Source organism: Acinetobacter calcoaceticus (assembly GCF_016508255.1).
Classification (GTDB): Bacteria; Pseudomonadota; Gammaproteobacteria; order Pseudomonadales; family Moraxellaceae; genus Acinetobacter; species Acinetobacter calcoaceticus_E.
Genome location: NZ_JADVKT010000004.1, coordinates 341,915 through 355,007, shown reverse-complemented (window position 1 = coordinate 355,007; position 13,093 = coordinate 341,915). Strand labels below are relative to the sequence as shown.

The 13,093-nt window shown below is 38.6% G+C and carries 11 protein-coding genes; 6 read left to right on the top strand and 5 right to left on the bottom strand.

Going from position 1 to position 13,093, the window contains the following annotated elements; translation table 11 throughout:
• The first annotated feature begins 97 nt into the window (after positions 1-97).
• Positions 98-697: a glutathione S-transferase family protein gene (locus I5515_RS11070; RefSeq protein ID WP_199966670.1), complete on the top strand. Its 600-nt coding sequence runs from the start codon at positions 98-100 to the stop codon at positions 695-697.
• 61 nt (positions 698-758) lie between these two features.
• Here I5515_RS11070 and I5515_RS11065 read toward each other — a convergent pair whose 3' ends face one another.
• Complete coding sequence (locus I5515_RS11065) at positions 759-1,457, bottom strand: TIGR04219 family outer membrane beta-barrel protein (RefSeq protein ID WP_199966668.1); 699 nt, start codon at positions 1,455-1,457, stop codon at positions 759-761.
• 618 nt (positions 1,458-2,075) lie between these two features.
• On the opposite strand from I5515_RS11065, the gene I5515_RS11060 reads away from it, so the two are divergent.
• On the top strand, positions 2,076-3,554 hold the full coding sequence (locus tag I5515_RS11060; protein ID WP_199966666.1) for a sodium-dependent transporter: 1,479 nt from the start codon (positions 2,076-2,078) through the stop codon (positions 3,552-3,554).
• A 12-nt stretch (positions 3,555-3,566) separates the two neighbouring features.
• A complete protein-coding gene (locus I5515_RS11055; protein WP_199966664.1) occupies positions 3,567-3,710 on the top strand; it encodes a methionine/alanine import family NSS transporter small subunit in 144 nt (47 codons plus the stop codon).
• A 39-nt stretch (positions 3,711-3,749) separates the two neighbouring features.
• Here the strand turns inward: I5515_RS11055 and rsmB are convergent, their stop codons facing one another.
• Positions 3,750-5,054 carry a 16S rRNA (cytosine(967)-C(5))-methyltransferase RsmB gene (gene rsmB, locus I5515_RS11050; RefSeq protein ID WP_199966661.1) on the bottom strand — a complete coding sequence of 435 codons (1,305 nt, stop codon included), beginning with the start codon at positions 5,052-5,054 and terminating at the stop codon, positions 3,750-3,752.
• Positions 5,051-6,013 (bottom strand): methionyl-tRNA formyltransferase, encoded by a 963-nt coding sequence (gene fmt, locus I5515_RS11045; protein ID WP_199966659.1) that lies wholly within the window; start codon positions 6,011-6,013, stop codon positions 5,051-5,053. The genes rsmB and fmt overlap by 4 nt, the downstream gene beginning before the upstream one ends.
• Positions 6,014-6,361: 348 nt before the next feature.
• On the opposite strand from fmt, the gene ilvD reads away from it, so the two are divergent.
• From ilvD to I5515_RS11030, 3 genes are all read left to right on the top strand, one after another.
• The gene (gene ilvD / locus I5515_RS11040; RefSeq protein WP_199966657.1) at positions 6,362-8,191 is read left to right on the top strand and encodes a dihydroxy-acid dehydratase; all 1,830 of its coding nucleotides are present in this window, start codon (positions 6,362-6,364) and stop codon (positions 8,189-8,191) included.
• A gap of 319 nt (positions 8,192-8,510) precedes the next feature.
• On the top strand, positions 8,511-9,800 hold the full coding sequence (locus I5515_RS11035; protein WP_199966655.1) for a hypothetical protein: 1,290 nt from the start codon (positions 8,511-8,513) through the stop codon (positions 9,798-9,800).
• 78 nt (positions 9,801-9,878) lie between these two features.
• On the top strand, positions 9,879-10,610 hold the full coding sequence (locus I5515_RS11030; RefSeq protein WP_199966653.1) for a sulfite exporter TauE/SafE family protein: 732 nt from the start codon (positions 9,879-9,881) through the stop codon (positions 10,608-10,610).
• A gap of 9 nt (positions 10,611-10,619) precedes the next feature.
• Here I5515_RS11030 and I5515_RS11025 read toward each other — a convergent pair whose 3' ends face one another.
• Together I5515_RS11025 and I5515_RS11020 are read right to left on the bottom strand one after the other, a co-directional pair.
• Positions 10,620-11,510 (bottom strand): LysR family transcriptional regulator, encoded by an 891-nt coding sequence (locus I5515_RS11025; RefSeq protein ID WP_199966651.1) that lies wholly within the window; start codon positions 11,508-11,510, stop codon positions 10,620-10,622.
• Positions 11,511-11,589: 79 nt separating this feature from the next.
• Positions 11,590-12,885 carry a solute carrier family 23 protein gene (locus I5515_RS11020; RefSeq protein WP_199966649.1) on the bottom strand — a complete coding sequence of 432 codons (1,296 nt, stop codon included), beginning with the start codon at positions 12,883-12,885 and terminating at the stop codon, positions 11,590-11,592.
• Between the last annotated feature and the right edge of the window lie 208 nt (positions 12,886-13,093).

The window sequence follows — 13,093 nt, the reverse complement described above, 5'->3', positions numbered from 1 at the left end:
ATGCAAAATTAAAAACCAAGAATATTAAAAATTCGTGCTATAAATAATAAGAAAATTATATACTTAAATATGCAAAAAGAATAAAGGGAAAGTACCTATGGTAGTCTATGGTGATGTAAATTCGGGTAATTGTTATAAGATCAAATTACTACTTTCCTTATTAAATATTAAACATAGATGGATCCATATTGATATTTTAAAAAAAGATACTCAAACCACAGAGTTTTTATCTTTAAATCCTAATGGAAAAATACCAGTATTAGTTCTAGATGATGGGCGTGTTTTAAGTGAATCTAATGCTATTTTAGGTTATCTAGCTGAGGGAACAGAATTTCTTGCCACAGATCCTTATATTAAAGCAAAAATATACCAATGGATGTTCTTTGAGCAGTATAGCCATGAACCATTTATTGCTGTTGCTCGTTTTATTAATAAATATTTAGGTTTACCACTAGAAAGAATAGAGGAATATCATAATTTACAACCAAAAGGCCATAAAGCTCTATCTATTATGGATAATGCTTTAGTAAAGTGTGACTATCTTGTTGGAAGTCAATTTACCATTGCTGATATTGCCTTATATGCATACACGCATATCGCTGAGGAAGGTGGGTTCGATTTAAACTTATATCCAAATATTCAAGCATGGTGTCAAAGAATTAAAAAATACCCGAAATATGTGAGTATGGTTGAATAAAAAAGAACTCATAAGAGTTCTTTTTTATTTTGAGTATTAAAATTTCATTTCATTTTTTGATTTAAAAATGCGCTTCTAAGCCAACATAAGGACCTTTAAATTCAAATTTTAGGTCATTATTATCGTAATCATTTAAATCAATATTGAGTATGCGATAGCCTGCTTTCAGGCCTAAATCAACTACTAAATTATCGATGAATTTATACTTTACTTCTGCTAATGCATCTGTAATTTTTGCATCATTAAAGTTTGTATAGGTTGCCTCACCTTTAGCACTTAAACCTGTAAATGGAAGTTTTACTTCACCTGATAAATAAGTAATAGGATATGTCTTATTAATATCTACACGTTTACCTGTATACGCAGTAATATCACCATTTAATACAGTTGCACCAAGTCCTGCATCTACACTTACAATATTATCTAGTAACTCATAGTAAAGAATAAAATCACTATGATCTAAATCAACTTTATAATTAGCTTGACCTAGAGTTTGTGATTTAGTTTGAGTATCTAAATTTACATAACGAATTTTTGCGTTTGGAAGAAATGGTATTGGATGCTCAAAAGCAAGTGAAAGTTGAGCGCTACCTTTCCGATCTAAATCTTGATCATCAGGTAATTGTGAGGACATATTTGCTTTACCATCGTAAAACCAATAGCTAACGTCTCCCTTTACCCCTATAAAATCTGCTTGTGCGAATCCACTTAGGCTCATCCCAAGCGCTACAAACGACATTTTTAATATTTTCACCATCATATCCTAAGAAAAGAAAACTTTGTGCGCATAATATAGAAAACTGTGCAGTAATACATTGATGGAAAATGGTGAATATAAAAATTCAATTATTTGAAATTTTAAAAACCTGATATTTTATTGATTTTTATAAAATAATTTCTAAATTGATATGGGCATTATTGGGAACATTTGAGTATAAATTTTGTGAAATGAACCGATAATATTTTTATTTTTGCATATCTAAAAAATTAGTTGATATATCTACTTTATAAAATGAAAAATAATTTAAATGACAGAAAATATCATTGCATATAATGACCTAACATTCTGCTTTAAAACATGAATGTGAGCTAAAAAATAACCAATTTAAATAAAAATTTTTAAGAAAACGTAAAATTTCAGACGGAAATTACAGTAAAAATAAATAAAAACAGGTATTGTTCAGCTATATAGGGGCAAAAAATGGACAAAAATCTTTAAGGAGGAATTTTCTATTTTTGCTTGTTTGAAATAAAAATACTCACAAGGTGCTTTTTATTATTAATCAAACACAAAAATATTCTTTAGTTCTTTTTTGCATGCGGAATAACAATCAACAATAGCAGTAAAAATAAGCAATTTTTTAACATTAGGTGTTTTATGACAGATTCTCGTGAAAACTGGACGTCACGATCTGGTTTTATTATTGCAGCCGTTGGTTCGGCTGTAGGCTTAGGAAATATTTGGCGCTTTCCATACGTTGCTTATGAAAATGGTGGTGGCGCGTTTCTTATACCTTATTTATTAGCACTGATTACCGCTGGTTTACCATTACTATTTTTAGATTATGCGGTAGGTCATCGTAGTACAGGTTCTCCTCCTAAAGCATATCGCGCCTTATTTAAAGGTGGGGAAACATTAGGGTGGTGGCAGGTTTGTGTTTGTATCATTATTGGTCTGTATTATGCGAGCGTCCTGACATGGGCGGGTAGTTATGTTTACTTTTCTATTGGTCAAATGTGGGGAAGTGATCCTGAAGGCTTCTTCTTTAATACTTACTTACAAACCTCAAAAGAGACTGGTTTTGATCTACAGTTTGTAAGTCATTTATTCTGGCCAATTGTTGGAATTTGGGCACTTACTTTAATCATTCTTTATGGTGGGGTGAAAAAGGGTGTGGAATTATCCAATAAGATTTTCATGCCTTTATTATTCATTTTATTCACTATTTTAGTAATTCAGTCATTACGTTTACCAGGTGCAGCTCAAGGCTTGAATGCATTCTTTACACCGAACTGGTCAGCAATGATGGATTATAAAGTTTGGCTAGCTGCGTATGGTCATACGTTCTTCTCATTATCTGTTGGTTTCGGGATCATGGTGACTTATGCATCATATTTGAAACCAAAAACAAACTTAACGGGCTCGGGTTTAATTGTTGGTTTTGCAAATGCATCAACAGAGATTCTAGCGGGTATTGGTATTTTTGCAGCGCTTGGTTTTATGGCACATGCTGCTGGTACTGAAGTTAAAGATGTGGTGAGTGGTGGGATTGGACTAGCATTTATTGCATTCCCTAAAATTATTTCAAGTTTAGGTACAGGGGCTGATTTATTTGGTCTCTTATTCTTCTCATCACTTTTCGTCGCAGGTATTTCTTCGATGGTCAGTATTTTGGAAGTGCCTATTGCAGCAATGCAAGACAAGTTGAAATGGGGGCGTAAAAAAGCAGTAACGATTATTGGTGGCGGTAGTGCGTTTGTATCAATTATTTTATTCTCAAGTGTAAACGCAATTAAGCTGGTTGATATCGTTGATCACTTTATCAATAACATCGGTATTGTCGGTGGCGCTTTATTAGCCATTATTAGTGTAGCTTGGTTTAAGCGTTCGGCCCTTAGAGAGCTCCGTGATCATGTCAACCGTATCTCAACTATTCAATTAGGTAGAGGATGGGATTTCACTTTAACGGTCATCACCTCTTTAATTTTGTTAACCACACTCAGTATGACTGTTTTTAATTTGATCAAAAATGGCTATGATACTTATAGCATGAGCTTACAAGGCATATTCGGCTGGGGCAGTGTAATTTTCTGCGCAGTCGTTGCTATCCTGTTAAGTAAAATGAAAGATCGCTAGGAGGATAATATAATGAATACTTCGGCAATCGTAATGATGGTAATTTCGATGGTGTTTGTGTGGGGTGGATTAATTTTATCCATTCTACATTTATCGAAACATCCTGAAGAGTTAGATGATGTTTTAGAAGAAGTAAAAGATCAGCACACACTTTGATGCTGATCTAGTAAAAAGCAGGCTTAAAGCCTGCTTTTTTTATGCAATTTTTTGAATTTTACAATAATAAAATCCGTCACCAGACTGCGCTTGTGGAAGTAATTGTCGACCATGAGTTTGCTCAAGTCCCCACTTGGCTTCAATTTTGATTTCTTTCGCATCAGCATGTTCAGCAAAAAAAGCCATCATTTGTTGTTCATTTTCTATTTTCAAAATTGAACAAGTAATGTAGAGCAATGTGCCGCCAACTTTAAGTTGTTGCCACATGTGTTCCAAAATCTGCTTTTGTAGTTCAGCAGTTTGAGCAATATCAGTAGATTGACGTAAGAGACGTATGTCAGGATGACGGCGAATAACACCTGTTGCTGAACAAGGCGCGTCTAGCACAATACAATCTACTAGTTGTGTTGGAACCCATTCGGTTGCATCTGCTGCCAGAATTTCTGTATGGCTTTGATCAAGTGCTAAACGGTTAAGGTTTTCAGTGACACGCAATAAACGGTTAGGGTCCTGATCAATGGCGATTAAATGTGCGGGTTTAAATTTTTCGAGTAAATGAGCTGTTTTTCCACCCGGTGCCGCACAGGCATCAATCACGATTTTATCATTTAAATCCGGTAATAATTCTGCACAAAGTTGAGCATGTTCATCTTGCACAGAGACCCAACCTTGTTCAAAACCAGGCAACTGGGTAATTTGCATAGACTGCTCTAGTACAATACCCGCTTCAGAAAAAACACATGCACGAGATTGAATATCTAAAGCTTGTAATTTTGCTAAATAAGCATCTCGACCAATGTGGCGCTGATTGACCCTTAAGGTTAAAGGAGCGATTTGTTTTAAAGACTGGCAAAGAGCTTCAGTTTGTTCTCCCCAATCTTTTTTCACACGCTTATAAAGCCAACTTGGTAAGCCATGAGCTTGTTGCAAACCTTCTTCAAACTCATCAGTTTCACGAGTCGCTCGGCGTAAAATTGCATTCACAATGCCGCTGAGTGCAGGGAATCCAAGTTGTTTGGTCGCATCTACTGTTTCTGAGATAGCAGCATGTGCGGCAATACGTGTGCATAAAACTTGATAAAGACCCACATAAAGACAAGTTTCAACCGCCTCATTATTTAAGGGCTTACTCAGTAATGGCAGGCTAATTGATTTAAGCGCAAACCATTGACGTAGCGTACCCAAAACAAGTTCATGAAATAGGGCACGGTCTCGTTCTGCGACTTGATTAAGCTGCGTATTTAAAATGCTCGCAAGAGAATGTCCTTGCTGAACTTTTAATAGAGTCTGGACGACTTGGGCACGTAAGTTAAAACGTGACGAATTTGTTGAAACCTGACTCATGGCAGAATTTGTCCTACATGAAGTTTTTGAGTTTGGGCAATTTGTTGGGCATTCATTGCTTTACCACCTGGCCATTGCACACTGGTCAGACAAATAAAGGAATCTTGGCCACAAGCAACATGTACACCTAGTTTATCAATCGCGATAATTTCACCAGCTTGAGCTTTTGCTTGGCTTTGAGTAGAAGTCGTTGAATTCCAGACACGCAGAGCATTATTTTCGTCAAGCTGAACGAAGGCAACTGGCCAAGGGTTAAATGCACGAATATTTCGGTCAAGTTGCATCGCATCGGTTGACCAGTCAATTCGAGCTTCTGACTTCACTAATTTATGTGCATATACAGTTAAGCTTTCATCTTGAACTTCACGTTCTGCCAGATATTTTTGTAAGGTTGCTTCCGATTCTAAAACTGCACAAATTGCTGTTGCACCTTGAGCTGCTAATTTGTCGTGTAAGCTAGCTGATGTGTCTTCGGCAGTAATTGCACAATAGGTTTTATACATCATGTCGCCTGTATCTAAACCAGCAGCCATTTGCATAATCGTAATGCCTGTTCCAGCATCACCTGTTGCAATTGCACGCTGAATTGGTGCAGCACCACGCCAACGTGGTAGTAATGAACCGTGGATATTTAAGCAGCCATATTTTGGGGTATCGAGTACTGCTTGAGGCAGAATCAAACCATAGGCAGCAACCACCATTACATCTGCACCTAAAGCTGCAAGTTCTTGTTGAGCTGCAAGCCCTTCTTCTGTAGATGCTTTAAAGTGAAGTGGCTGATAAACAGGGATGTTATGTTCAAGAGCAAGCTGTTTTACAGCAGATGGTGTTAATTTTTGTCCGCGACCAGCTTTACGGTCTGGTTGGGTATAAACCGCGATAATTTCATGGGAAGTTTTTAATAAAGCCGCCAATGCTGTTGCAGCAAATTCAGGGGTGCCAGCAAAAATAATTTTCACAAATGCATTCCAAAAAGAGTTTGTGGGTAGTATACGTGAAAAACGATTGAAGCCCTAAGCTCATGGCTGTTGAGAGGATTGGTTTTTAAATAGCGAACAAAAAATTATTGAAAAAATTTTTATTGATAAAAAAAGGTTATGAAAAAATAAAAAATTATTCATGGAAGTTTTGCTAAATATTGACTGACTATTACTGTTCTTGGCTTTCCGAATATTATTTGCTTGTATAGAATGGAGAATGATCAAATTATGATGATGAGTCAATATTCCGACTGATCTAACGCTATATCAGTATCATTCGCCAGAGTGGAAGTCATTTCACTCAAGCACAACTTGTTGGAAACACTAATGCCTGACTATCGTTCAAAAACATCGACACATGGAAGAAATATGGCTGGCGCACGTGGCTTATGGCGTGCAACAGGAATGAAAGATGAGGATTTCGGCAAACCGATTATTGCGGTAGTCAATTCATTTACTCAATTTGTTCCAGGCCATGTACATCTTAAAGATCTAGGGCAGCTTGTTGCAGCAGAAATTCAGGCATCAGGTGGTGTTGCTAAAGAGTTCAATACGATTGCAGTTGATGACGGGATCGCAATGGGGCATGACGGCATGCTTTACTCTCTACCATCACGTGATTTAATTGCTGACTCAGTAGAGTACATGGTAAATGCGCATTGTGCTGATGCTATGGTCTGTATTTCTAACTGTGACAAGATTACTCCGGGAATGCTCATGGCTGCGATGCGCTTGAATATTCCAGTGGTTTTTGTGTCTGGCGGCCCAATGGAAGCGGGTAAGGTTAAATTCCGTGGTAATGAAAAAGCGATTGACCTTGTTGATGCCATGGTTGTTGCGGCTGATGAAAGTTATACAGATGAAGAAGTAGCGGAATTTGAACGTTCAGCATGTCCAACATGTGGTTCATGTTCAGGCATGTTTACTGCAAACTCAATGAACTGTTTAACAGAAGCTTTGGGTTTATCTTTACCGGGCAATGGTTCGATTGTTGCGACACATGCGAATCGTAAAAAATTATTCTTAAAAGCAGGTCAGCTTATTGTTGAATTGGCTAAACGCTATTATGAACAAGAAGATGCAAGCATTTTACCGCGTTCAATTGCAACAAAGGCTGCATTTAAAAATGCCATGACGCTTGATATTGCAATGGGTGGTTCAACCAATACGGTTCTACATTTATTGGCTGCTGCAAGTGAAGCCGAAGTTGACTTTACAATGGACGATATTGACGAATTATCACGTCGAGTTCCTGTATTGTCTAAAGTAGCGCCTGCAAAACAAGACGTTCATATGGAAGACGTACACCGTGCTGGCGGTATTATGGCCATCTTGGGTGAGCTTGATCGTGCGAATTTACTTGATGTATCACTACCAACAGTCCATGAGAAAACGTTAAAAGATGCGTTGGACAAGTGGGATATTATTCGTACAGAAGATGCAGATGTGTATGAATTCTATCGCTCATCTCCGGGTGGGGTTCCAACACAAGTTGCATTCTCTCAAAATCGTTACTATGCAACTTTAGATGGCGATCGTGAAAAGGGTGTTATCCGCAATGCAGAACATGCATTCTCTAAAGACGGTGGTTTAGCCGTTCTATACGGCAACATCGCTCTTGATGGCTGTATTGTGAAAACTGCGGGTGTAGATGAATCTATTTTGAAATTTACTGGTACTGCACGTGTGTTTGAGAGTCAAGATGCGGCTGTAGATGCAATTTTGGGTCATGACATTAAAGCTGGCGATGTGGTTGTTATTCGTTACGAAGGTCCACGTGGTGGTCCGGGTATGCAAGAAATGCTTTACCCAACCAGCTATCTTAAATCGAAAGGTTTAGGAAAAGACTGTGCATTGGTTACAGATGGCCGTTTCTCTGGTGGTTCATCAGGTCTTTCGATAGGACATGTTTCGCCAGAAGCTGCTGAAGGTGGCGCAATTGGTTTGGTAGAAGATGGTGACACCATTGAAATTGATATTCCAAATCGTACCATTCACTTGAACGTTGATGATGCGACTATGGCGCACCGTCGTACAGTTCAAGAAGCGAAAGGCTGGCATCCGAAAGAAGAACGTAAACGTAAGGTATCAAAAGCGTTAAAAGTTTATGCAATGCATACAACAAGTGCGGCGAAAGGAGCTGTACGCGTTCTATAAAATATTCAATTTTAACAATTGAGTAGAAATCATGCACCCATCAGCACGATGAATTATTATCAGGTTGAGGGTGCATTTTTTACGTATGATAAAAAAAATAGGCTTCTAGATGAAGGTGTTGCAAGTCATTCTATGGGTTTGCCATAAAATGATGATAAAATCTTCACCGATGCAGGAACACGTGCAATAACATGATGTTTGTTCTGCGTCAGCAGAGCTCGTCAGCATTTTGTATATGAAGCTTCTGCGGCACTTTGTACTGCGATCAAAGCAGTTTTTTGGTCTTGCTTAGGATTTATTTTTTAGAGGCTCTACTCTCATGTCACTGCTACGCCGTTGGTTTGACCCTATCCGATCGAGCTGGTTTTACCAAAAGCCTTCTCGTCAAGCGGTGTTACCCACGGAAAATGGTTTAAGTATTCATTTACGACTTGATGATGTGTATAGCTACTTAGCTGTTCAGCAACTCTCTCAGCTCGATGAGATTTTAAGTGATGAACTTAAACCCTTAAAAATTATTATTTCGCATACGGCTTCTGAACCTCCGAATGGTATGTCACATGAAGAGTGGCAAAATTATTGTTTAAATGATGCCAAAATATTAGCCAAACAGCATCGTTTTGCTTTTGATGAATTTCCAGAAATCCCAAGCCAAGAATCTTTAAAACAAGCCGCTGTTATATTAAAAAGAACCCCATTACAAGGTCAGAATTTCTTACATTTACTAGAAGATATTTTTCACATGCTTTGGCAGCAACAATATGGAAAGCTACGTACTTTACATGCCATGGCAGTTAAACATCAGCTTCCGCAACATTTGTCAGAACGTATTTTTACGGATGAGTCTGTACCAGCTGCATACTTTGAATTTGGTGGACGTAAATATCATGCAGTAGATGATTTATTGCGTTTAACTCGTCGTCTAAAACAACAAAAACTACTTACTGGTAATCCGATCTTTTTAATTAATCATATCGAATGGCGTGAACATTTGATTAATGATGCTGAGGCACTTACTGAAATTCAGACACTTCGTCCGGAACTCGATATCTATGTAGCTTTAGAAGATCCAATGAGTTGGCTGCTACTTGCCTATATTAAGGAAGAACTGGCTGATTATTACGACATTCAATTAAAAGTTTATCCCTTAAGCTATCAAGGTCGAGACTGGTTTGACTGGAGTTTGGCAACACGTGTTTCTAAACGAACAGATGTAACATTCACTCCTTTTTGCCGTCCTACAGAAGAAAGTACGCTTGAAATGGCAAAGCTTTTCTATAGTGTGCAGGAAAATCAGCAAATCGATACAATTTTCACGATTTTGCAGGCTGTTTGGACGAAAGGTAAAGATTTATCTTTCCAAAAGCATTTCCAGGAATTGCAGCAGCAGTTGGGAATTGAGCAGTTAACCGAGCAGGATGTGCTATCTGCTCTAGCGCAAAATGATGCATTTTGCAAAGAAAAGCATCAGCCTGATTTACCTGTTTTAGAGTTGCGTATTGATGGTCAGAGCTATGTATTTAATAGCTTGTACCGAGTTTGGATGATTGAAAGCATTTTTAGCAATGTATTAGAAGAAAAATATAAAACGGCCTCAACTTTTAATTGAGGCCTTCTCCTAAAAACAAGAATAGGGCAAAGCCTGTTTTTTCCGTAGCATAGCCTTGTAGGGAATCGGAGATAAACAGTGACATTTCTAGCAATTATTATGGTGGTGTTTGCCTTTGCTGGCATGATTAAAGGCATGATCGGCTTAGGGTTGCCCGCGGTATCGATGGGCCTACTCACCATCGCAATGAGTCCTTTTCAAGCAGCATCTCTTCTGATTGTTCCTTCAATGGTCACTAATGTCTGGCAGCTTTTCGCTGAGGGGCATGTCTGGTCTTTTATTCGCCGTTTCTGGACTTTGCTTGTAGGCATTGTGGTGGGCTCAATATGGAGCTTTCTGCCCACCTTGAGCCAAAGTCATGGGCATAGTAGTGAAATTTTATTAGGCTGTATGTTGGCCTTATATGGGCTCTACGGTCTATGCGTGAAAAAGCTTCCGCACTTAGGGAAGTACGAGCGTTGGTTATCGCCCATCATTGGTTATATTGGTGGGGCAGTGACGGTAGCAACAGGTGTGATTATTATTCCAGTAGTGCCTTACTTGCAGTCGTTGCATTTAAAACGTGATGAGTTGGTACAGGCTTTGGGGCTGACTTTTACTGTCTCTACCATTTGTCTTGCAGTCTTTTTACACCACAACCCTATGTCAGGAATAACACTGGACTACCGTTTATCTTTTGCGGCTTTATTGGCTGCATTAGTTGGAATGTGGTTAGGTAAAAAAATCCGTTATCGACTCAATGAACAAAAATTTCGTCGTATATTTTTTATTGGTTTGGTGTCATTAGGAATTTATATGGTCTTGCACTAAGCCAAGTGTTTAAGGGCGATGTTGCAGTAAAAAATCTGCAAATTGTTGGTAACTGCTAGGAAGCTGACTAAAATTTTGGGTAGCCAAAAGCAGTTTACGGTTTGCCCATGCGCCGAGGAGCTGAATGGAGTGGAAATGGTAGTCCGATTGCAAACGCTGTGCAGCCCGAGCGGGCATAATTGCAATTCCAACACCTTTCGCCACAACCTCAGCAATTGCACCAAAGTTAGGTAAACGCAAACGGTACTGTATGTTAAAGCCTAATAACTTAGCTTGGGTTTCAATGGATTGTTGCAGTGAGTGATGCGGCATAAGGCCAATAAAGCCATAGCTTAGTGCATCCACCAGATTTAATGCTTGATATTGGGCTAGCTGATGAGTAGCAGGGCAAATCAAGACCAAAGGATCACTAGCAAATTCTTGAGTGTGTAAATGTCGAGTATCGAAGAAACTTGAAACCAATCCCAATCTAGCAATACCTTTGGTCAGTGCTTCTACAATTTCAGAGCTTTCCGCTTCATGTAAATCAATATTCATTTCGGGATGAAGCACCAGATATTGCGGTAGTAACGGGGGCAGATATTCGCTTTGGGCAGAAGAGTTACACCAAAGCGTTAATGATTCTGTGGTAGGGGGCCTAAAACGTAGCATTTCTTGTTCTAGTTGATCTTTTTGTGCCAAAAGCTGACGAGCATGTTCTACAAAAGCGTGTCCTGCCGTGGTGAGCTCCACGCCAGTGGTCTGACGAATAAATAAGGGTGTTTCAAAATATTGTTCGAGTTTTTTGATACGTTCACTAGCAGCTTGAAGTGAAATAGCGGAGCGGTCCGCGCCTTTGGTTAGGCTACCTGTAGAGACAATATGGAGAACCAGTTGTAAATCAAAAAAATCAAAACGCATAATGGGGAACGTATTGAAGGGTAAAAGTCATCATACTAAATCGTAATGAAAAAAGGCAGCTTATGCTGCCTTTTTGAATTTAAGTTTTATCTTTTAAACTAAACAGCCAATTTAAAATAATGGCTGCAAAAGTTGCGGTACCGATACCACCTAAATTGAAATTACCGAACAATAATTCAAAATTTCCAGCACCTAAAATAATCGTTACAGAAGCAACAATCAGGTTTTTATTGTTAGAAAAATCAACTTTGTTTTCAATCCAGATTTTTGCACCAGCAATGGTAATTAAACCAAACACGACAATAGACGCACCAGTGAGAACTGCACTTGGAATTGTACTAATTACAGCACCAAATTTTGGAGATAGTCCTAAGAAAATCGCGAAGACACCCGCAATAACAAAGACAATAGTTGAGTACACACGAGTGACTGCCATAACACCAATGTTTTCACCATAAGTCGTCATGCCTGGAGCACCTACACTACCTGAAAGCGTGGTTGCCAAACCATCTGCGACAAATGCTTTACCTAAGTGGGGAGTCAGATTTTCGCCAGTCATCGCACCAACAGCTTTAATATGCCCTAAGTTTTCCGCGACTAAAATGAGCGCAACCGGAGCAATAATTAGCATCGCTCTAGTATCAAACGTAGGATGAGAAAAGCTTGGAATACCGAACCATGCAGCCGCTGAAATCTGGCTAAAATCGATAGGTTTTCCTAAACCTAAGCCATTGGTGGTGATCGCATAAATCACATAAGCCAAAATTAGACCAACTAATAGAAGCAGACGTTGTAATAAACCACGTGTAAATACGGCAATGCTCCCCATACAAAGTACAGTAATTAATGCCATCCACATTTCAAATGGTTGCCCTGCAACGCCTTTAATTGTAACGGGTGCGAGGTTTAGACCAATGATCATTACAATCGCGCCAGTCACGACAGGCGGCATGAGTTTTTCAATCCAGCGCGTGCCGGTGAGCATCACAATAAAACCGATGATGGCATAAAACACACCACATGCTACGATTCCACCTAAAGCCATAGAGAGATTAGGATTTGCACCAGAACCCGTAATATGCCCAGTTGCTGCTGCAACCACCCCAATAAAGGCAAAACTTGAACCTAAATAACTTGGAACACGACCACCTGTAATTAAAAAGAACAGGATGGTACAGATTCCAGACATTAAAATAGCAAGGTTCGGATTAAAACCCATGAGCAACGGCGCTAAAACAGTTGCTCCAAACATCGCAAATGCGTGCTGAATACCTAAAATAGCACTTTGAACTGGTGGGAGATATTCATTGGTAGAGACCGGCCGATGGTCAACATCACCTTGGTAAGGCTGCCATTTTGGAAACCAGTTGGACATAAAATAAGCTCATTATTCTTTAATTGGTGCAATGATACTCTTTCTTGTAAAGGCATTTAATCTCTTGTATTAAATATGGCGGTGAAAAGTAATTGTTTTTTAACGATTGGTATATTTTTATGAATTCTAAATATAAGGAATCAGTTATTTTTTTCTAATAAAGATTAATTTTTTGATTTTTAAAAAATATTCAAAAAAATAGAAAATC

Excerpts from the sequence above, each read along its gene's own strand:
- I5515_RS11070 (WP_199966670.1), top strand. The coding sequence starts at position 98 with ATGGTAGTCTATGGTGATGTAAATTCGGGTAATTGTTATAAGATCAAA.
- rsmB (WP_199966661.1), bottom strand. The coding sequence starts at position 5,054 with ATGAGTCAGGTTTCAACAAATTCGTCACGTTTTAACTTACGTGCCCAA.
- I5515_RS11025 (WP_199966651.1), bottom strand. The coding sequence starts at position 11,510 with ATGCGTTTTGATTTTTTTGATTTACAACTGGTTCTCCATATTGTCTCT.
- I5515_RS11055 (WP_199966664.1), top strand. The coding sequence starts at position 3,567 with ATGAATACTTCGGCAATCGTAATGATGGTAATTTCGATGGTGTTTGTG.
- I5515_RS11065 (WP_199966668.1), bottom strand. The coding sequence starts at position 1,457 with ATGATGGTGAAAATATTAAAAATGTCGTTTGTAGCGCTTGGGATGAGC.
- I5515_RS11020 (WP_199966649.1), bottom strand. The coding sequence starts at position 12,885 with ATGTCCAACTGGTTTCCAAAATGGCAGCCTTACCAAGGTGATGTTGAC.
- ilvD (WP_199966657.1), top strand. The coding sequence starts at position 6,362 with ATGCCTGACTATCGTTCAAAAACATCGACACATGGAAGAAATATGGCT.
- I5515_RS11035 (WP_199966655.1), top strand. The coding sequence starts at position 8,511 with ATGTCACTGCTACGCCGTTGGTTTGACCCTATCCGATCGAGCTGGTTT.
- I5515_RS11060 (WP_199966666.1), top strand. The coding sequence starts at position 2,076 with ATGACAGATTCTCGTGAAAACTGGACGTCACGATCTGGTTTTATTATT.